The organism is Kitasatospora papulosa, assembly GCF_000717245.1.
In the GTDB taxonomy this organism is placed as follows: domain Bacteria; phylum Actinomycetota; class Actinomycetes; order Streptomycetales; family Streptomycetaceae; genus Streptomyces; species Streptomyces papulosus.
In genome coordinates this window covers 77,514-96,336 of sequence record NZ_JNYQ01000010.1, presented here as the reverse complement: position 1 = coordinate 96,336, position 18,823 = coordinate 77,514, and the positions used below count along the sequence as shown (strand labels likewise).

The window sequence follows — 18,823 nt, the reverse complement described above, 5'->3', positions numbered from 1 at the left end:
GACCCCTCACGTCCAGGCCCGGCATTCAGCCCGTCACATGACAAAGCGGGCCGCACGGATCATCCGGCGAGAGATGGCGCACGATTCGCCACCGCGCGCCTTTTCACCCTCTGTCGTCGCCGCCGAACCGGATGCTCCCCCGGCCTCCTTCGCCTATCCGGACGGCTACTCCACCCGCCGGGTGCGGCGGTCGGTGCGGGCAGCGGGCTTCACCCAGTCCCTGGCGGTGGGCAAAGCCCTGGCACGGCGCCGCCAGGGGCCGTACGCCCTGGAGCGGACGACCGTGCGCCGCCGGACGGGCGCCGCCGAGTTCGCGCGGCTGGTGGAGGGCCGGGCGGTCGCACGGACGTTCGCGGTGGACCGGGTACTCACCAAGGGGTTCGCCGTCGTACGCGGCGCACGCCGGGTGCGTCGCGGGCCGGACGGCTCCCGGTCCTGCTGATCCCGGGTTCCCGGTCCGGTGCCGTGGCGCCGGACCGGGTCCGTGACCCCGTCCCGCCACCCGGGGGCAGCTCATGAAACCCGGGTGCGCGGGAGGACACCGTGCCGGATCATGGGCGCCATGTCTGCCAACCCCGAGTCCGCACTGCCGATCCGGCTCACCGTGGACGACAGCGACGCGCCGTCCGACGTCGTGGACGCGCTGTTCCTGGGCCGCTTCGCGACGGGCGAGCAGCCTCATTCGCACAGCTCCTCCCTCGACCGGGTCAGGCCGGGGGCGACCCTGCTCCCCGCGGCGGCCGAGGTGCTGAGGTCGGCCCGCGACGACGACCGCAGCGCGACGCTGGCCGAGGGCGACGGCTGGACGGTGCTGGTCTCCCGGTGGAACCGGGGTGCTGACGTCACGGTCACCGCCACCTCCCCCGAGCTGGCGCAGAAGATCCTTTCCGAGGCGACGGACGGCGCCAGGGACGAGCCGGAACCGCAGCCCGAGAACGTGGCCATGGGCTTCTGGTACGTCTCACCGCGCCGGGGCCCGCACCGCACGACCCGGCAGATCGCCGCCGGCACCTGGGACGAGGTCCGGTCCAACTACACGGCTCCGGTGGCCGCTGCGATGGACCGGCTGATGAAGGTGACCCCCGACGACATCGCCGGCAGGCTGCTCCTGCTGCACGGTCCGCCGGGCACCGGCAAGACCTCGGCGCTGCGCACCCTGGCCCGGTCCTGGCGCGACTGGTGCCAGGTCGACTGCGTGCTGGACCCGGAGCGGCTGTTCAACGACGTCGGCTATCTGATGGACATCGCCATCGGGGAGGACGACGGTTCGTCGAAGGGACGCTGGCGGCTGCTCCTGCTGGAGGACTGCGACGAGCTGATCCGCGGCGAGGCCAAGCACACGGCGGGCCAGGCGCTGTCCCGGCTGCTCAACCTGACCGACGGTCTGCTGGGCCAGGGACGCAATGTGCTGGTGGGGGTCACGACCAACGAGGACCTGGAGCGGCTGCACCCGGCCGTCGTCAGGCCGGGCCGCTGCCTGGCCCGCATCGAGGTGGGTCCGCTGACCCGCGCGGAGTCGGTGTCCTGGCTGGGCGCGGAGGAGGGGGTCGGCCGGGAGGGCGCGACGCTGGCGGAGCTGTTCGCCCTGCGGCGGGGCAGCGGGCCCGCGTCCGTGCCGAAGCAGGACGCGGGCGCCGACGCCGGTCTGTATCTCTGACCCCGGGCGGGCGGGCGGCAGTGCCCTACCGCGCGTAGGCCGCCCGTACGGCGTCCTCGGCCCGGGCGAGCGCGTCGGCCTCCGACAGGCCGAGGCGCCGGGCGTGTTCGGCGTACTCCTGGGCCGCCGTCGCCGCGTTGCGGGCCGCCGCGTCGCCCGCCGCGGCGACGAACGTCCCGTTGCGGCCCCGGGTCTCGATCACCCCGTCGGCCTCCAGGGCACGGTAGGCCTTGGCCACGGTGTTGGCGGCGAGGCCGAGTTCCCCGGCGAGGCCGCGCACGGTCGGAAGGCGGTAGCCGACGGGCAGGTCCCCGGAGCGGGTCTGTTCGGACAGCTGGGCGCGCAGCTGCTCGTACGGGGCGGTGGCGGAGTCCGGGTCAACGGCGATCTTCAGGGTCACGCGCCGATTATCTCCCACCCCGGGGCCCGTGCACCGGCCTCAGGGCCGTCCCGTCGTCCCCGGCGGGCGCACGGCGACGGCTACGGCACCTCGCCGCCGGAAATTCGGAGGCGGCCGCGCGGCGGCCCGCGTTAGCGTCCGCGCATGACGGTACGTGTGCGTGACTTCCTGCCCGCCGACGCGGAGGCCTGGGTGCGGGTGCGGCGTGCCGCCCTTCCGTACATGGTGACGACTCCGGAACAGGTCCTGCGCGACCTGGCCGACGCCCATCCGGACCGGCGGTACCGGCTGCTGGTCGCCGAGGAGGACGGCGAGGTGATCGGGACGGCGCAGGTCGGGATCTCTCACGGGAGCCCGAAGCCGGGCCAGGGCTTCTGCAACCCGTACGTCCATCCGGACAGCAGACGGCGGGGTGCGGGGGCGCTGCTCCTGCGGGCCGGTGAGGAGCATCTGGCCGGTGCCGGGGCGACCGACGTCTACACCTGGGTGCTCGACGAGCCGGCCGGCCGCGCGTTCGCCGCGAAGCGCGGGTACGCGGCGCGGCGGACCGCGCACTTCCTGCGGCTCGGCCTGACGGACGGCTCGCTGCCGCCGCTCCAGGACGTCCCCCCGGGGGTCGAACTGCTCACCGCGGCGGACTTCGAGGACGATCCGCGTCCGCTGTTCGAGGCCGACGCGGAGACGACCGCGGACGAGCCGAGTGACGTCCCGGTGGAGTTCTCCGACTACGAGGACTGGCTGGCGACGACCTGGCGGCGCCCCGGCTTCGATCGCGCGCTCACCACGGTCGTGACGGTGGACGGACAGGTCGCGGCGTTCAGCGCGGCGGAGACCGACGGTCTGGACCGTTACTGGTCGGCCATGACGGGCACCCTGCGCGCCTTCCGGGGCAGAGGGCTGGCGAAGCTCGCCAAGAACACCTCCCTGCACCGGGCGCGCGCCGCCGGGTACACGGACGCCTTCACGGGCAACGACGCCGGCAACGGCCCGATGCTGGCGGTCAACCGCTGGTTCGGCTACGAGATCTGTGCCACGGAGGTACGTCATGTCCGCGCGATCGGCTGATCCCGGGACCACCCTGACGGTGGTCCTGGTCAAGGCGGGCCGTACGAAGATCCGTTACCCGGCCGAGCTGGTCCGGGACGACGGGACCCGGATCACCGTCCGGGCCCCGTGGGCGGCCCCGGGGGTCCGTGACTTCGGATTCGTACGCTTCGAGCCGGGGGACGTCTTCACCGAGCACTACTGGCCCGACCCGTCCCCTGGCCGTGAGGGCACGGGAGGTGCACCCATGTACGCGGTGAAGGAGGTCCGTACCGGGGACGGGGAGCTGAAGGGCTGGTACTGCGACATCATCCGGCCCGCCGTGCTCCGGGACGGTGAACTCCTGGTCGAGGACCTGGACCTGGATCTGTGGGTATCGGCCGACGGCTCGTCCGTCCTGCGGCTGGACGAGGACGAGTTCGAGGAGAGCGGCCTCGCCGGCCGTGACGCCCCGGCGGCGGAGGCCGCCGTCCGCGCCCTGGACGAGCTGGAACACCTCGCCCGCACCGGGGGGCTGGCGGGACTGCTCACCTGAGGGGTGAGGGGCCGGTCGGGCCGGTCACGGCGCCCGGGGAACGGGGAGGCTCAGGGGGCGACCAGCTCCACCTCGTACCCGGCGGTGTTCTCCAGGTACGCGGCGTAGTGGCCGCCGCCTCCCGCGTGCGGGTGACGGTCCGGGAAGAGGAGCCGCCAGCCGTGTCCGGGCGCGTCGGCCACCAGGGTGTCGAGCGTGTCCCGGTCCCGGACGTGGAACGCCAGGTGGTTGAGCCCGGGGCGCAGCCGGTCGTGCGCGCCCCCGGTGCCGTCCGGTGACTGCTCGACGACGACGTAGCTGTCGCCGCGCCGCCAGCTCCGGCCGTGCGACCAGCGCTGGTAGGGGAGATGGCCGAGCCGGCCGAGCAGCCACCCCCACTCCGCGCCGGCCTCGGCGAGATCGGGCACCCACAGCTCCACGTGGTGCAGCCCTCCGGTGGCGGCCGACGCGACCGGCAGCGGGACGGCACGCCGGGGCGCCCGGGGTGCGTACGCGACCGTGTCGCTGTCATCGTGCCAGTGGACCAGGAAGCGCTGTCCGGCGCGGTATCCGTCGAGTGCGGCTCGGCAGTACGCCACCATGTCGTCCGGCAGGGCGTCCAGCGGGTACCACGCCAGCTCGGAGCACTTGTCCGGCTCGGCGTTGCGGGGCGGACGGGCGGGGTCGAGGTCCGCCTCGAAGAACCAGCCCGTCCGGGGGTTGCCGCCCGGTCCCCTGTGCTGCATCACCAGGGCCACCCGGAGCTCGTCCGGGTCGAGTTCGACGCCGATCTCCTCGGCCGTCTCCCGGATCACCGCCGCCCGCACGTCCTCGCCGTCCTCCACGTGGCCCGAGGGGGCGTGGAGCAGCCCGTCGGCGTATCCCGTGCCGGCCCGCCGGGCCAGCAGCACGTCGGGGCCCCGGCGCAGGACGAGATGGACGTCGACGATCTCGCGGTGCCGGCGGGGCGGCTCGGCGCGGGCCACCAGGGCGTACCGCTCGTCGTCGACCTCCTTGCCCCAGAGCAGGGGGTCGCCGGAGAGCGGCTCGTGGTGGACGCGCTCCGTGTGGGCGTGGAGAAGGGCGGTGAGGCGGGCCGCGGAGAGACCGGTGCCGTTCCACACGCCTTCGATCAGCAGCAGCCGGCCGCCCGGTCGCAGCAGCGAGAACCAGTGCCGCAGGGCGGCCGCGGGGTCCGGCAGCAGCCACACGGTGTGCCGGGCGAGGATCACGTCGAACCGCTGTGTGCCGACCGGGGGCAGCGCCGCGTCGCCGACGAGCACCTCCGCGCCGGTCCCCGCCAGCTTGGTCCGCGCGTGCTCCGCCATGCGCGGTGACCGGTCGACGGCGGTGACGCGGTGTCCCTGGCCGGCGACGAGCAGGGACAGGCTCCCCGTGCCGCAGCCGAGGTCGAGGACCGTGGAGCGCGCCGTGGGCAGCCAGGTCTCCATCCGCCGTGCCCAGGCGCCGCGGACCACCGGGTCGTGGAGCCCGTGGTCGGGTTCGTCGTCGAAGGAGTCGGCGGCGGCGTCCCAGTCGGTCGTGGTCATACCCACGATCCTCTCAGCCGCCGCCGACAGCCCGTCACGTCCGGTTCCGCCCCAGTGCCTTCCTCACCAGCGGCCAGGCCAGGATCAGGGCGACGACGACGTACACGGTCACCGAGAACGGGGTGTTGACCAGACCGGTCACACTGCCGTCGCTGATCTGGAGGGCGCGGCGCAGCTGCTGTTCGGCGGACGGTCCCAGGATGACCGCGATGATCGCGGGGAGGACCGGCAGCCCGTACCGGCGCATCCCGAAGCCGATCAGTCCGATCACCAGCAGGATCACGAGGTCGACCGCTTCCCCGCCGACCGCGTAGGCGCCGACGGCGGCGAAGAACAGGATGCCGGCGTAGAGGTAGGGGCGCGGGATCCGCAGCAGCTTCGCCCAGAGCGGTGCCAGGGGCAGGTTCAGGGCGAGCAGCAGCACCATGCCGACGAAGAGCGACGCGATCAGGCCCCAGACCAGCTCGGGTTCACGCTCGAACAGCAGCGGTCCGGGCTGGATGCCGTACTGCTGGAAGGCGGCCAGCATGACGGCGGCGACGGCCGTGGTGGGCAGGCCGAGCGTCAGCATGGAGACGAGGGTTCCCGCGGCGGACGCGGAGGCCGCCGACTCCGGGCCGGCGACGCCTTCGATGGCACCCTTGCCGAACTCGTCGCGGTGCTTGGACAGCCTTTTCTCGGTGACGTACGACAGGAAGGTGGGGATCTCCGCGCCGCCGGCCGGGATCGCGCCGAAGGGGAAGCCGATGAGGGGCCCGCGCAGCCAGGACTTCCAGGTGCGCCGGACGTCGGCCCTGCCCAGCCAGGGGCGGCCGACGGGGATCGGCTTCCCGGTGGAGCGGCGCAGGTGCGCGGCGACCCAGAGTGCCTCCCCGATGGCGAAGAGTCCGACGGCGACGATCACCACGTCGACGCCGTCGGCCAGTTGGAGCGATCCGAAGGTCAGCCGCTGCTGTCCGGTCATCTGGTCGAGGCCCACGAGGCCGATGGTCAGGCCGACGAGGAGCGAGGCGAGGCCGCGGATGCGTGAGGAGCCGAGGACGGAGGTGACGGCGATGAAGGCCAGCACCATGATGGCGAAGTAGTCGGGTGCGCCGATGTCGACGGCGAGCGAGGCGACGGTGGGGGCGAGGACGACCAGCAGGATCGTGCCGATCATCCCTCCGGCGAAGTGTCCGACGGCGGCCGCGGCGAGTGCCTGCGCACCACGCCCGGCCTTCGCCATCGGGTTGCCCTCGATCGCGGCGACGACGGCCGCGCTCTCCCCGGGGGTGTTCAGGAGGATCGAGGTCGTGGAGCCGCCGAACATCGCGCCGTAGTAGATCCCGGCGAACATGATGAACGCGCCGGTCGGTTCGAGCCCGTACGTCACCGGCAGCAGCAGCGCCACGGCCATGGCGGGCCCGATGCCGGGGAGCACACCGATCGCCGTGCCGAGCAGGACGCCGAGCGCGGCCCAGAGCAGGTTGACCGGCGTGAGCGCCGTGCCGAAGCCGTCGACGAGGGAGTTGAGGGAATCCATCGGTCAGAGCACCCCCATCAGCGGGCCGCCCGGGAGGGGCACCCCGAGCAGGTTGTCGAAGACGAAGTAGGTCAGCAGGGAGAGCCCGGCCGCGATCAGCGGGTCGCGGTCGAGGTGGCGGCTGCCCAGCGCGTAGGCCGAGCCCCAGAAGAGGAGGGCGCCGGAGACGGGGAAGCCGAGCGGGCCCATGAGGGCGGCGAAGGCGAGGAAGACACCGGTCAGCAGGGCCACGGTGCGCAGATCGGCGGGGGCGTCCAGGTCGACGTCCTCGCCGGCCTCCGCCTCGCCCCGGCCGCCGCGCAGGACGTCGACGGCCAGCAGCACGGCGACGGCCAGCAGCCCGGTCCCGACGACCAGGGGGACGGTCCTGGGGCCGACGGGCCCTCGCTGGGTGATGTCCACGTTCATCGTCAGGGCGTCGGTCAGCACGAGGACGCCCAGCACGAGCAGCAGGACGCAGACGCCGAGTTCGGAGTGCTCGCGCAGCCAGGAGCGCGCGGTGGCGGGCCTGGGAGGAGTGCTGTCGTCGGTCACAGTCCCAGCTCCCTGAGGACGGTGGCGACGCGCCGGTCCTGGGCGTCCAGGAACTCGCCGAAGTCGTCGCCGGTGAGGAAGGCGTCGTCCCAGCCGTTCTTCTCCATGGACTCACGCCACTGTGCCGAGTCGTGCAGTTCGCTCACCAGCCCGACGAGCTTGTCGCGTTCGGCGTCGGAGAGTCCCGGAGGGGCGACGATGCCGCGCCAGTTGGTGAAGTCGGTGTCGAGGCCGGCCTCGCGGAGGGTGGGCGCGTCGAGGCCCGGGACCCGCTTCGGCCCGGTGACGGCGAGCAGGCGGAGCTCTCCGGCCTCGATCTGGTCGAGGTACTCACCGACTCCGGAGACGCCGAAGCCCACCTTGTTGCCGAGGATGGAGGCGAGCAGTTCGCCGCCGCCGTCGAAGGGGATGTAGTTGACCTGCCCGGGGGCGATCCCGGCGGCCTTCGCCATCAGCATCGGCGCCAGGTGGTCGGGTCCGCCCGGAGAGGAGCCGCCGCCGACCGGGATCTTCCCGGGGTCCTTCTTCCAGGCGGTGAGCAGCTGGCCGATCGTCCGGTACGGGGAGTCCTTGGCGACGACGACGATGTCCTGCTCCTCGGTGAGCCGGGCGATCGGGGTGGTGTCGGCCAGCGTCCTGGGTGACTTGTTGGTGCGCACGGCGCCCACGACACCGAGGCCCATGGACATGGCGAGCTTGCCGTTGCCGTGCTCGGCGACCAGCCGGGTCACACCGACGGTGCCGCCCGCGCCGGGCAGGTTGAACACCTCGATGCCGTGGGTGAGTCCGGCGTCCTCGGCGTTCTTCGCGGCGGTGCGCGCCGTGATGTCGTAACCGCCGCCGGGTGTGTTGGGGACCATGAAGCGCAGTCCGGGGATCTGGGTGCCGGTGTCGGAGCCGCTGCCGGTGGAGAGCAGGGGTGGCCCGACGAACACCAGCAGCGCTGCCCCGAACAGGGCGAGTGGAGTGCGCAGTCGCACCGGGTGCCGCCTTTCGAGCTCGGTGGGGGGCGTGTGAGGTGGCCCACATGTTGCCTGCGCGTTAACGAGCTGTCGCCGTTCCGGAATCAATGGACGTTGTGGTCGTTGTGGTCGCGCCCTAGCGTGTCCGCGTGACGAAAGTGCTGGTGGTGGACGACGACTTCATGGTCGCGAAGCTGCACAGCCGGTATGTGTCCGCCGTGGACGGTTTTACGGTCGTCGGCGTGGCCCACACGGGCGCCGAGGCCCTGCGCGCGGCCCGCCGGCTGCGTCCCGACCTGGTCCTGCTCGACATCTTCCTTCCCGACATGGACGGCATCCAGGTGCTGCGGGAGCTGCGGGCGGCCGAGGAACGCGAGGGGGACGGCCGCAGCGCGGACGCCCTCTTCATCACGGCGGCGCGCGACGCCGGTGTGGTCAGGGCGGCCCTGCGGGCGGGCGCCCAGCACTACTTGATCAAGCCGTTCCACCGCTCGGCCCTGCAGGAGCAACTGCAGCACGTGGCCTCGCTGCGCAACCGTCTGGACGCCCTGGACGAGGCCCGCCGGGAGGCCCGCCAGGAGGACGTGGACCGCATCTTCGGCACCCGTCCCCCGGGCTCCCGCGAACTCCCCAAGGGGCTGGCGGCCCGCACCGCGGAGCTGGTCGAACGCGTGCTGCGGGACCACCCGGCGGGGCTGTCGGCCTCCGAATGCGCCGCGGCGGGCGCCCTGTCACGGGTCAGCGCGCGCCGTTACCTCGAGTACTTCGCGGAGACGGGACGGGCCGAGGTGTCCCTGCGGTACGGCGGGACGGGGCGGCCCGAGCGCCGGTACCGCGCGGTGTCCTGAACCGGCCGTCCGGCGGCTGTCCTGTTCACGCGTCGCTCGGCCCCCGGCCACACATTGCGCGTGAGCATGACATCAATGCCCGGCAGCGTGTTCCCGGTTGGCGCAGATCGACCGAGGAGGACCCGTGTTCGCGAATTCCGTGTCCCGCAGGCAGATGTTCGGGTTCGGCGGAGCGGCAGCCGCCGCGCTGATGCTCGGGACGGGGGCGTGGGAGGCGCAGTCCGCGTTCGCCGCGCCCGCGCTGAAGGGGGACCCGTTCACCCTGGGTGTGGCCTCGGGTGACCCGACGTCGGACGGTGTCGTGCTCTGGACGCGCCTGGCTCCCGACCCGTTCGCCCAGGACGGTCTCGGCGGGATGCCGGCGAAGCCGGTACGCGTCCACTACGAGGTGGCGCTCGACGAGCGGTTCCGCCGGATCGCGCGCCGCGGCAGCGTCGTCGCGACCCCCGAGCTCGCCCACTCCGTCCACCCCGAGGTGCACGGGCTCGCCCCCGACCGCACGTACTGGTTCCGCTTCAGGGCCGGCTCCGCGATCTCCCCCGTGGGCCGTACGCGCACCACGCCGGCCCCCTGGCAGTCCCCGCGTGAGCTGAAGTTCGCCTTCGCCTCCTGCCAGGCATGGCAGGACGGCTACTTCACGGCCTACCACCACATGGCGCGGGAGGACCTGGACCTGGTCGTCCACCTCGGCGACTACCTGTACGAGTCGGGCGTCAGGACGAACAAGCGCGGTGTGACGACCGATCCGAAGTTCCACACGGAGACGGTCGGCCTCGCGCGCTACCGCCTCCAGTACGGCCTCTACAAGTCCGAGGCCCCGCTGCGCGAGGCGCACGCCGCCTTCCCCTGGATCATGACGTTCGACGACCACGAGGTGGAGAACAACTGGGCGGACGAGACCTCCGAGAACGACGAGGACCCGAAGACGTTCCTGCTGCGCCGGGCCGCCGCCTTCCAGGCCCTGTACGAGCACGCGCCACTGCGCCGCACCCAGCTGCCGAACGGCCCGGACGTGCAGATGTACCGCAGGCTCCCCTACGGCCGGCTCGCCGACTTCACGATGCTCGACACCCGCCAGTACCGCGACGACCAGGCCTGCGGCGACGGCACCTCCGCCGACTGCGCCGACCGCTTCGACGAGAACCGCACCCTGCTCGGCCCCCGCCAGCGGGACTGGGTCCTCAAGGGCTTCAGCCGCTCACAGGCCCGCTGGCAGATCCTCGGCAACCAGGCACCGATGGGCCAGACCGACCAGGACCCGGGTCCGGGTACGACGGTCTGGACCGACCCCTGGGACGGCTACGTCGCCGAACGCAACCGGCTGCTCGCCGAGGCGGACACCCGTGGGGTACGGAACCTGGTCGTCGTCACGGGCGACCGCCACCAGAACTACGCCTGGGACCTCAAGCGCGACTACACGGACCCGGAGTCGGCGACCGTCGGCTCGGAGTTCGTCGGCACCTCGGTCACGAGCGGCGGCGACGGTGCCGACATGACGGCCCAGGGCGAGACGTTCCTCGCGGCGAACCCGCACATGAAGTTCTTCAACAGCCAGCGCGGCTACGCACGCGTGACGGTGAACCGCGACCGGTGGACGACCGACTTCCGGATCCTGCCCTTCGTGACGAAGCCGGACGCCACGATCAGCACGCGCGCGAGCGTGGTCGTGGAGGACGGCACTCCGGGCGTCCAGGTCTGACGCCTCCCCCGTGGCCGGCGGCTCCCCGCTCACCGGAGCCGCCGCTCGACGCCCCGGGTACGGCCCGACCGGCCCTACCTGAGCCCTCGCCTAACCCTTCCTTAAGCGCGCCATAACGTTCCCCACCTGCGCCTTCTCCCGCCCGGATCCGTCCCCGGAGGCGGCTAGCTTGCTGATCACCAGACCTGGTCGACAGCAGCCAACAGCCGTGCCGCCGAAGGAGAAACACCACCATGGCCGTCCACACCACCACCCGCCGCAGGCTCGCCGGAGGCATCGTCGCGCTCGGCGTCGCACCGCTCGCGCTGACCGGGCTCTCCGCCGCACCGGCCGCCGCCCACGGTTCGCTGAGCGATCCGGTCAGCCGGGTCTCGGCCTGCTTCGCGGAAGGGCCGGAGAACCCTCGGTCGGCGGCGTGCAAGGCGGCGGTGGCCGCAGGCGGGACCCAGGCGCTGTACGACTGGAACGGTGTGAACATCGCCAACGCGGCGGGCAAGCACCGTGAGCTGATCCCGGACGGCAAGCTGTGCAGCGCGGGGAACGACAAGTTCAGGGGGCTGGACCTGCCGCGCGCCGACTGGCCGTCCACGCCCATGGAGGCGGGTGGCCACACCTTCAGGTTCCGGGCCACCGCCCCGCACAAGGGGAAGTTCGAGCTGTACCTGACCAAGGCGAGCTACGACCCGACGCAGCCCCTGAAGTGGTCGGACCTCCAGGAGAAGCCGTTCGCCACGGCCACCGACCCGACGCTGCAGGACGGGTCGTACGTCTTCGACGGCACCGTGCCGCAGGCGTCCGGGCGACAGCTGGTCTACACGGTCTGGCAGCGGTCGGACTCCCCCGAGGCCTTCTACGCCTGCTCCGACGTGGTGTTCGGCGGCGAGAGCGCCGGAAGCGGCGCGAGCACGGGGGACGACACGACCGAGGAGGCGCCGGCGCCGGCCGCGTCCGCCCCGTCCGACGAGGACATCGACGCGGGCGCCGGCAAGTCGTCCGTCGAGCACCACGGGCACGGTGACGACGACGCCTCGACGGGAGCGGAGGTCACCGAAGCGGCTCCGGCCGCCCCGGCCGAGGACACCGGGGCCAACGCCCCCGAGCCGAACAACGTCGCCGCGTCCCCGGCGGGCGGGGCGCCCGCCGACGAGACCCTCGCCGAGACGGGTGGCAGCGGCAGCACCTCGTACCTCGCGATGGGCGGGGCCGCCGCGCTGGCCCTCGGCGCGAGCGCCCTGTTCGTCTCGGTCCGCCGCCGGTCCGCGGGCGGCGCGCACCGCGCCTGACCACACGGCTGCCCGGACCCCGTCCTCGGGGGCCGGGCAGCGTGCTCTCAGCTCACGGCAGAGGCGCAGGTGGTCGGGGTGGCGCGCGCCGGGTCGAGGGCGTTCGCCACCTCGTGGAAGGCGATCCGGTCGATGGTCCCGATCGCGACGTGTTCGGACAGGTCGACCGGGCACAGGTCCTGGAGCAGGACGTTGCGTACGTTCGTCCCGCTCAGGTACTGCGTGCGGTACGGGGTGACGACCTCGTCGTACTTCGTCGCGATGACCGTGTAGCGGACCCCCGGCACCGTGTCTCCGCCCGCGTTGAGTTTGGTGATGAACGCGGATCCGGCGATCTGGTCGGCGAGGCCCGGGGTGTTGGTGGTGAGGAGGTCCTCGACACCGGGGAAGTAGGGCAGCAGCTTCGTGAGGCCCAGGAGCGTGGTGCCGTGGTTGTCGGGGGCGATCCCGACGAGGGCGTTCACCTTCTCCGCGCCGCCGAGGAACTTCAGGTAGTAGTGGGGCATCATGCCGCCCTGGGAGTGGCCGACGAGGTCGGCCTTCGGCGCGCCGGTGGCACCGAGCACCTTGTCGACGAAGACGTCCAGCTGCCCTGCCGACCTGTCGATCGGGCCGAGCCCGTTGAAGAGCGGCACGCCCGGCAGCTGGCCGTAGTCGAGCGAGAAGACGCAGTAGCCCCGGCTGACGAGGTACGGCGCGAGGACCAGCCAGTTGTCGATCGAGTTCCCGAAGGTCCCGTGGACGAGGACGACCGGGCGGGGGTGGGTCGCGGAGGGCTTGCAGGAGTAGTCGTTCCAGCCCCGTGACGGAGCGGCGGCCTGCGTGGGGGCCGCGGCCGCGGTCGCCGTGGGGGCGACGAGCACGGCGAGGGTGAGGAGCAGTGCGGCGAGCGTGCGGCGCGCGCGTGGGGTGCGCGGGGGGCGGGTCCAGGGCAGCATCGGGTGTTCTCCTTGCGGCTCAAGGGAGTTGCGATGTCGGTGCGCCCTGCGGTCCGGACCACAGCGGATCTCACGTCTTAACGTGCTCATGCCAAGTTACGCACCGGTAGGGCCGCTGGGGAAGTTACGCGTCGGTAAAAACATCCCGGTGTCCCGGGTCAGGCCGCGAGCCGCCCCGGCTTCACGGCCCCCGGGCCGAACCTGGCCCGCAGCCGGTCGGACACCGCCTCGATCCGCCGTGCCCGTTCGTCCACCGGATCGAAGGTGAGCTGGTGTGCCGCCCGTTCGGCGTCGTGAAGCCCCTCGGCCCTCAGTCCGATCCCCCGCACTCTCGCCCGCTGCAGGGCGAACGAGTCCTGGATCCGGTACGCGAGCGAGGTGAGCGCCACCGAGTGGGCGGTGGGCTCCGCGAGCGTACGGCTGCGGGTCAGCGTCGCGTAGCCGGTCCGGTCGGCGTAACGCACGGAGACCGCGAGCGACCGGCACACCTGCCCGTCGCCGCGCAGCCTGGCCCCCAGTTCCTCGGTGAGCGAGAGGAGCGCGCGACGGTGCTGCTCGGGGTCCAGTTCGTCGCGGGGGAAGGAGCGTTCGGCGGCGATCGACCGCGCGGCCGCGTTCGGGACGACCCGTGTGCGGTCGATGCCGTTGGCCCGCTCCCACAGCTCGCGTCCGGTCCGCACGCCGGTGATCCGCTGCAGGGTGGCGAGCGGCGCGGCGGCTATCCGGCCGATGGAGTCGAGCCCGTATCCGCACAGGGTGCGCGCGGTCGCCGCCCCGACGCCGTCCAGTGCGGCGGCGGGCTTGGACGCGAGGAAGCCGGCGTGCTCACCGGGAGCCACCACGAAGGTCGTTCCGGCCGTTGCCTGCCGTGCGGCCATCCTGGCCAGCATGGGGTTGGAGGCCGCGCCGATCGCGCAGTCCACCCCGTGCAGGGCGAGGGCGCGCACCCGGATCACGGAGGCCAGACCCGCCGCGTCCTGTCCGAAGTAGCGCAGCGCGCCGCCGACATCGGCCAGCGCGGCGCCCGGCGGGGCCGCCTCGACGACCGGGGTGAACGCCCCGAGGAGGGCGAGCAGTCCCTCGTAGGCCGCGCTGTCCGGCAGTCCGCCGCCGATCCGGCAGAACCGCAGGCACAGGACGGCGGGCCGGTCGTTCATCCCGCGCTCCCCTGGCTCCGGTGCCACAGCTTCCTCCCCGTGGGCGTCCCCTCGCCGGCCGGCTGGAGGTCGGACCAGGGATTCATCTCGTAACCGGTCGGCAGCTGGATGCGGCGGCCGTCGTCGGGGGCCTCCTCCTCCCCCTCCTGCGCGGCGGGCTCCTCCGCCAGCCGTGCCGCGACCGCGTCGAGGCCGCCGGTGCTCCGGAGTTCGGCCAGCTCCGCCAGGTTCCAGGCGACCGCGCCGACCACGCTCATGCTGCGCGGACCACGCCGCTGGACCACCCCGCGCACCAGCAGCAGCCAGGAGTGGAAGACGGTGTGGGCGCAGGCGGCGTGGCTGTCGTCGAAGAAGGCGAGGTCGACCAGGCCCGTCCCGTCGTCCAGGGTGGTGAAGATGACCCGGCGTCCGGAGCGGACCGGCGGGGTCTGGGTCGCCACCTTGGCGCCCGCGACCAGCACGGTCTCCCCGTGCCTGGCCTCGCGCAGCCGCTTGGCGGAGACCGCGCCCAGCTCCTCGAGGAAGCCGTGGTGATCGCCCATCAGATGGCGCGACACATCCATGCTGAGGACGCCGAGTTCGGCGCTGAGACGTTCGGCGTCGTTGAGGTCGGGCAGCCCCACGCTCCCGGTCCGGTGTCCGCCGCCGAGCGGGAGCTGGGCACCCGCCGCACCGGAGCCGGAGCGCCGCTGGGCGCGGTGGAGTTCGGACAGGTGCAGCAGCAGGTCTCGGCGGTTGGCGCCGAAGGAGTCCAGCGCGCCCACCTGGGCCAGCCGTTCCGCGGCCGGCTTCCCCGGCCTGGCCCGCTGCCAGAAGTCCAGCAGGGAGCTGTAGGGCTGCCCGGACTCGATGCGGGCGACCTCGGCCTCACTGATGCCGTGGACGTCCGACAGGGCCAGCCTCAATCCCCATTTCTCACCCTTGTCACCAGACACCAGTTCGATCCTATGAGCGGCTGCCGACCGGTTCACATCCAGGGGCAGCACCGGCACCCCGCGCCGCCGGGCATCCGCGAGCAGCAGCCGCTTCGGGTACATCCCGGGGTCGTGCGTGAGCAGCCCCGCGTAGAAGGCCGCCGGGTGGTGCGCCTTGAGCCAGGCCGACTGGTACGTCGGCACGGCGAAGGCGACCGCGTGCGCCTTGCAGAAGCCGTAGCTCCCGAACGCCTCGATGATCTCCCAGGCGCGGACGATCACCTGGGCGTCGTACTTCCTCTGCGCGGCCCGCCGTGCGAACCAGACCCTGATCCGGGCCTGCGACTCGGGGTCGGAGAGCCCGCGCCGCACCCGGTCCGCCTCGCCGCGTCCGCAGCCGGTCATGATGTTCACCATCTCGATGATCTGCTCGTGGAAGACGACCACCCCGTAGGTGTCGCGCAGCGCCCCTTCCAGGTCGGGGTGCGGGTAGCGCACGGGCGCGCGGCCGTGCCTGGCCTCGATGAACGGCCGCACCATGTCGGCGGCGACCGGCCCCGGCCGGAACAGCGAGATGTCGACCACGAGGTCGTGGAAGGTGGCGGGCTGGAGGCGGCCGACCAGGTCGCGCTGGCCCGGCGACTCGATCTGGAAGCAGCCGAGCGTCTCGGCGTCCCTGATCAGCCGGTACGTCTCCGGGTCGCCCTGCGGTACGGCGTCCAGGTCGAGCTCCTGTCCCGAGGCCCGCTTCAGCTCGGTCACCGCGTGCGCCATCGCCGACTGCATCCGTACGCCGAGCACGTCGAGCTTGAGCAGCCCGAGGTGCTCCACGTCGTCCTTGTCGAACTGGGACATCGGGATGGGGGAACCTCCCCCGCCGTCGAGGCTGGGGATCTCGCCGCTGGTGGGCACGACCGGGGTACGCCGCAACAGCGAGTCGTCCGAGAGGAGCACCCCGCACGGGTGCATGGCGATGCCGCGCGGCAGTGCGTCCAGCGACTCCACCAGGTCCCAGAGCCGGCCGTACTTCTCCTTGCTTCCTGCCACGGCCCGCAGTTCGGGCAGCTCCTCCATCGCGGCGCGGGCATCCCTGGCCCGGATGTGCGGGAAGGCCTTGGCGAGCCGGTCGGTCTCGGCCGGGTCCATGGAGAGCGCGGCACCGACGTCACGGATGGCGTGGCGCACCCGGTAGGTCTCGGGCATGGAGACGGCCGCGACCCGCTCGGTGCCGAAGCGGTCGATGATCGCGCGGTAGACCTCCAGACGGCGGGCCGACTCGACGTCGATGTCGATGTCGGGCAGCACGAAGCGCCGCTTGGACAGGAAGCGCTCCATGAGCAGCCCGTGTTCGACCGGGTCGGCGTGGGCGATCCCGAGCAGGTGGTTGACGAGGGAGCCGGCCCCGGACCCTCGTGCGGCGACCCGGATGCCCATCCCCTTCACGTCGTCGACGACCTGGGAGACCGTCAGGAAGTAGGTGGCGAAGCCGTGGTGGGCGATGATGTCCAGCTCGCGGTGCATCCGCTCCCAGTAGTCGCGTCTGCGGTCGTAGCCGTGCCGCACCATGCCCGCGGCGGCGCGGGAGGCCAGCACCCGCTGGGCGGTGCGCCGCTCCGCCCCGACGAGGCGCGGCTCGGGGAAGTGGACGCTGCCGAGACCCAGGTCCCGCGCCGGGTCGACGCGACAGGCGTCGGCGGTGTGCCGGGTCTCGGCGAGCAGCCGCTCACCGGCCCCTCGGCCGAGTCCTGCCGCGGAGGCGATCCGCTCCGCGGTCCCGCGCATCGCGGCGTCGTCCTTGAGCCAGCGCTCCCCGCTGTCGAGCGGGGTACGGCGCGGGTCGACGGGGACGAGCCGGCGGGCCGAGTCGAGCACGTCGGCGACGGGCCCCTGCCCGGGGTCGGCGTACCGGACGGCGTTGGTCAGCACGGCCCGCACCCCCTGCTCGGCCGCGAAGCCGACGGTACGGGCGGCGAGCCGCAGCGATCCGGGGCCGGTGCCCTCGCGGCCGTGGTGGACGGCTTCGAGGCGCAGGGCGTCGCCGTAGATCTCACGCCAGGGGACGAGCAGCGCGGCGGCCCGGTCGGGCCGGCCGGCGGCCAGTGCGGCGCCCACCTCGGAGGTGGGGCCGAGCAGCACGGTGAGCCCTTCGGCGGGCAGCGCGTCCCGGCCGGCCAGGGGGCGGCCCGCGCCCCGGTCCGCGGCGCCGGAGTGGGCGGCGGTGACCAGCCGGCACAGTTCGGCCCAGCCACGGGCGCCGTCCCGGGCGAGGAAGGTGACCCGAGGTGCCGATTCATCGACAAAGGCACCCCCGCGCGCCGGTGTACGCGGCCGGTGCGCGGGGGCCCCCTCCGCCACCTGGGGCTCCACCGCGAGCTCCGTCCCGAAGATCGGCCGCACGCCTTCCTTCTCGCAAGCCCTGGCGAAGCGGACCGCACCCGAGAGGCTGTCGCGGTCGGTCAGCGCGAGGGCGTCCATCCCGCGCCCGGCGGCGCGCTCGGCCAGCCGCTCCGGGTGCGACGCCCCGTACCGCAGGGAGAACCCGGAAACGGTATGCAGATGCGTGAACCCTGACATCCGCACCTCCTGGACCGATCCGCACTCACCCCCCTCGCTCTCCACCATAAACCAAGTTTCGAACATTCGTACGATAACCGAGGGCGTGGCCCCCCTCCGCCATTCGGCCCGCCTCCGCCTGCATGAGCAGCGCCCTGCCCGGACCGTGGGGGCATGACTTTCGCTGACGAGGTGAAGAACGCCGTCACCACACGAGCCGCCCTGCTGGTCGTCGGCGTACTGGCGCTGCAGCTGCTGTTCATCGCCTCCTACGTCGGTGCGCTGCACCGGCCGGACCCGACGGACGTCCCTTTCGGGGTCGTCGCCCCGCAGCAGGTGTCCGGGCAGCTCGTCACCCAGCTGGACAGCCTGCCCGGCGGCCCGCTCGACCCACGCGCGGTGTCCGACGAGGCGGAGGCCCGCCGGCAGATCCAGAACCGGGACATCGACGGAGCCCTGGTCGTCAGCCCTCGCGGGTCGACCGACACCGTGCTCGTCGCCTCCGGCGGCGGAACCGTACTGGCCACCTCACTGGCAAAGATCGTCAAGGAGGCGGAGGGGCCGCGGCAGCGCACGGTACGGACCGTGGACGTGGCCCCCGCCTCCCCGGACGACTTCGACGGCCTCTCCTCGTTCTACCTGGTCGTGGGCTGGTGCGTCGGCGGCTACCTCTGCGCCTCGATCCTGGCGATCAGCGCGGGCACCAAGCCCGCCAACCGGCAGCGCGCGGTGATCCGCACCGGGGTCATGGCGCTGTACTCGATCGCGGGCGGCATCGGCGGCGCGGTCATCATCGGCCCGGTCCTCGGCGCGCTCCCGGGCAGCGTGTGGGCGCTGGCGGGCCTGGGCGCCCTGGTCGTCTTCGCGGTCGGAATGACCACGCTCGCCCTGGAGGCGCTCACCGGCATCGTCGGGATCGGCCTGGCCGTCCTCATCATCGTGATCGCGGGCAACCCGAGCGCGGGCGGCGCCTTCCCGCTGCCGATGCTGCCGGACTTCTGGCGCGCGATCGGCCCCGCCCTGCCACCCGGCGCGGGCACCTGGGTGGCCCGCTCGATCGCCTACTTCGAGGGCAACGCGGTCACCGGCCCGCTGCTGGTGCTCTCCGCCTGGGCGGTCGCGGGCACGGTGCTCACCCTGCTGCTGTCGATGCGCCGCCGGGAAGCGGACGGGGCGGGGCAGGCGGCCGTTCCCGGGGGAGGAGCGACCACCTCCCCCGGGAACGGCTCGAGCCTCGCCTGAGGCCCG

General features: G+C 73.0%; 15 protein-coding genes and 1 pseudogene. 8 read left to right on the top strand and 8 right to left on the bottom strand.

Annotated elements, in window-relative coordinates; all coding sequences use genetic code 11:
- Positions 1 to 133 precede the first annotated feature (133 nt).
- Together IA22_RS0123925 and IA22_RS0123920 are read left to right on the top strand one after the other, a co-directional pair.
- Positions 134 to 442, top strand: a pseudogene (locus tag IA22_RS0123925) (polysaccharide deacetylase family protein); the annotation flags it as partial.
- A 120-nt stretch (positions 443 to 562) separates the two neighbouring features.
- Complete coding sequence (locus IA22_RS0123920) at positions 563 to 1,657, top strand: DUF5925 domain-containing protein (RefSeq protein ID WP_030124795.1); 1,095 nt, start codon at positions 563 to 565, stop codon at positions 1,655 to 1,657.
- A 25-nt stretch (positions 1,658 to 1,682) separates the two neighbouring features.
- On the opposite strand, the gene IA22_RS0123915 is transcribed toward IA22_RS0123920, so the two are convergent.
- Positions 1,683 to 2,057 (bottom strand): GntR family transcriptional regulator, encoded by a 375-nt coding sequence (locus tag IA22_RS0123915; protein ID WP_014157117.1) that lies wholly within the window; start codon positions 2,055 to 2,057, stop codon positions 1,683 to 1,685.
- 144 nt (positions 2,058 to 2,201) lie between these two features.
- Between IA22_RS0123915 and IA22_RS0123910 the strand changes: the two genes are divergently transcribed.
- On the top strand, positions 2,202 to 3,122 hold the full coding sequence (locus IA22_RS0123910) for a GNAT family N-acetyltransferase (RefSeq protein ID WP_030124794.1): 921 nt from the start codon (positions 2,202 to 2,204) through the stop codon (positions 3,120 to 3,122).
- Positions 3,103 to 3,636, top strand: a complete 534-nt coding sequence (locus IA22_RS0123905) for a ribonuclease FAU-1 family protein (protein WP_014157115.1) — start codon at positions 3,103 to 3,105, stop codon at positions 3,634 to 3,636. Before IA22_RS0123910 ends, IA22_RS0123905 begins: the two co-directional genes overlap by 20 nt.
- Positions 3,637 to 3,686: 50 nt before the next feature.
- Here the strand turns inward: IA22_RS0123905 and IA22_RS0123900 are convergent, their stop codons facing one another.
- Genes IA22_RS0123900 through IA22_RS0123885 form a run of 4 tightly spaced genes read right to left on the bottom strand, consistent with a single transcriptional unit; the run spans position 3,687 to position 8,201 of the window.
- Complete coding sequence (locus IA22_RS0123900) at positions 3,687 to 5,165, bottom strand: trifunctional class I SAM-dependent methyltransferase/NUDIX hydrolase/VOC family protein (protein ID WP_081889888.1); 1,479 nt, start codon at positions 5,163 to 5,165, stop codon at positions 3,687 to 3,689.
- 34 nt (positions 5,166 to 5,199) lie between these two features.
- Positions 5,200 to 6,687, bottom strand: a complete 1,488-nt coding sequence (locus IA22_RS0123895; RefSeq protein WP_014157113.1) for a tripartite tricarboxylate transporter permease — start codon at positions 6,685 to 6,687, stop codon at positions 5,200 to 5,202.
- 3 nt (positions 6,688 to 6,690) lie between these two features.
- Positions 6,691 to 7,221 carry a tripartite tricarboxylate transporter TctB family protein gene (locus IA22_RS0123890; RefSeq protein WP_030124792.1) on the bottom strand — a complete coding sequence of 177 codons (531 nt, stop codon included), beginning with the start codon at positions 7,219 to 7,221 and terminating at the stop codon, positions 6,691 to 6,693.
- A complete protein-coding gene (locus IA22_RS0123885) occupies positions 7,218 to 8,201 on the bottom strand; it encodes a Bug family tripartite tricarboxylate transporter substrate binding protein (RefSeq protein WP_030124791.1) in 984 nt (327 codons plus the stop codon). Before IA22_RS0123885 ends, IA22_RS0123890 begins: the two co-directional genes overlap by 4 nt.
- A gap of 131 nt (positions 8,202 to 8,332) precedes the next feature.
- Here IA22_RS0123885 and IA22_RS0123880 point away from each other — a divergent pair, with 131 nt between their 5' ends.
- The 3 genes from IA22_RS0123880 (at position 8,333) to IA22_RS0123870 (ending at position 12,013) form a co-directional block, all read left to right on the top strand.
- Positions 8,333 to 9,031: a response regulator gene (locus tag IA22_RS0123880; protein ID WP_014157110.1), complete on the top strand. Its 699-nt coding sequence runs from the start codon at positions 8,333 to 8,335 to the stop codon at positions 9,029 to 9,031.
- 124 nt (positions 9,032 to 9,155) lie between these two features.
- The gene (locus IA22_RS0123875) at positions 9,156 to 10,730 is read left to right on the top strand and encodes an alkaline phosphatase D family protein (protein WP_030124790.1); all 1,575 of its coding nucleotides are present in this window, start codon (positions 9,156 to 9,158) and stop codon (positions 10,728 to 10,730) included.
- 233 nt (positions 10,731 to 10,963) lie between these two features.
- Complete coding sequence (locus IA22_RS0123870; RefSeq protein ID WP_030124789.1) at positions 10,964 to 12,013, top strand: lytic polysaccharide monooxygenase auxiliary activity family 9 protein; 1,050 nt, start codon at positions 10,964 to 10,966, stop codon at positions 12,011 to 12,013.
- 47 nt (positions 12,014 to 12,060) lie between these two features.
- Here IA22_RS0123870 and IA22_RS0123865 read toward each other — a convergent pair whose 3' ends face one another.
- The 3 genes from IA22_RS0123865 to IA22_RS0123855 form a co-directional block, all read right to left on the bottom strand.
- Complete coding sequence (locus tag IA22_RS0123865; RefSeq protein ID WP_030124788.1) at positions 12,061 to 12,951, bottom strand: esterase/lipase family protein; 891 nt, start codon at positions 12,949 to 12,951, stop codon at positions 12,061 to 12,063.
- A gap of 158 nt (positions 12,952 to 13,109) precedes the next feature.
- Positions 13,110 to 14,108: a DNA polymerase Y family protein gene (locus IA22_RS0123860; RefSeq protein ID WP_014157106.1), complete on the bottom strand. Its 999-nt coding sequence runs from the start codon at positions 14,106 to 14,108 to the stop codon at positions 13,110 to 13,112.
- Positions 14,105 to 17,596, bottom strand: a complete 3,492-nt coding sequence (locus IA22_RS0123855) for a DNA polymerase III subunit alpha (RefSeq protein ID WP_030124787.1) — start codon at positions 17,594 to 17,596, stop codon at positions 14,105 to 14,107. Before IA22_RS0123855 ends, IA22_RS0123860 begins: the two co-directional genes overlap by 4 nt.
- Positions 17,597 to 17,749: 153 nt before the next feature.
- On the opposite strand from IA22_RS0123855, the gene IA22_RS0123850 reads away from it, so the two are divergent.
- Entirely contained in the window at positions 17,750 to 18,817 is a 1,068-nt protein-coding gene (locus IA22_RS0123850; protein WP_030124786.1) for an ABC transporter permease, read from the top strand.
- Positions 18,818 to 18,823 lie beyond the last annotated feature (6 nt).

Excerpts from the sequence above, each read along its gene's own strand:
- IA22_RS0123920 (WP_030124795.1), top strand. The coding sequence starts at position 563 with ATGTCTGCCAACCCCGAGTCCGCACTGCCGATCCGGCTCACCGTGGAC.
- IA22_RS0123910 (WP_030124794.1), top strand. The coding sequence starts at position 2,202 with ATGACGGTACGTGTGCGTGACTTCCTGCCCGCCGACGCGGAGGCCTGG.
- IA22_RS0123905 (WP_014157115.1), top strand. The coding sequence starts at position 3,103 with ATGTCCGCGCGATCGGCTGATCCCGGGACCACCCTGACGGTGGTCCTG.
- IA22_RS0123900 (WP_081889888.1), bottom strand. The coding sequence starts at position 5,165 with ATGACCACGACCGACTGGGACGCCGCCGCCGACTCCTTCGACGACGAA.
- IA22_RS0123895 (WP_014157113.1), bottom strand. The coding sequence starts at position 6,687 with ATGGATTCCCTCAACTCCCTCGTCGACGGCTTCGGCACGGCGCTCACG.
- IA22_RS0123870 (WP_030124789.1), top strand. The coding sequence starts at position 10,964 with ATGGCCGTCCACACCACCACCCGCCGCAGGCTCGCCGGAGGCATCGTC.
- IA22_RS0123865 (WP_030124788.1), bottom strand. The coding sequence starts at position 12,951 with ATGCTGCCCTGGACCCGCCCCCCGCGCACCCCACGCGCGCGCCGCACG.
- IA22_RS0123860 (WP_014157106.1), bottom strand. The coding sequence starts at position 14,108 with ATGAACGACCGGCCCGCCGTCCTGTGCCTGCGGTTCTGCCGGATCGGC.
- IA22_RS0123855 (WP_030124787.1), bottom strand. The coding sequence starts at position 17,596 with ATGTCAGGGTTCACGCATCTGCATACCGTTTCCGGGTTCTCCCTGCGG.
- IA22_RS0123850 (WP_030124786.1), top strand. The coding sequence starts at position 17,750 with ATGACTTTCGCTGACGAGGTGAAGAACGCCGTCACCACACGAGCCGCC.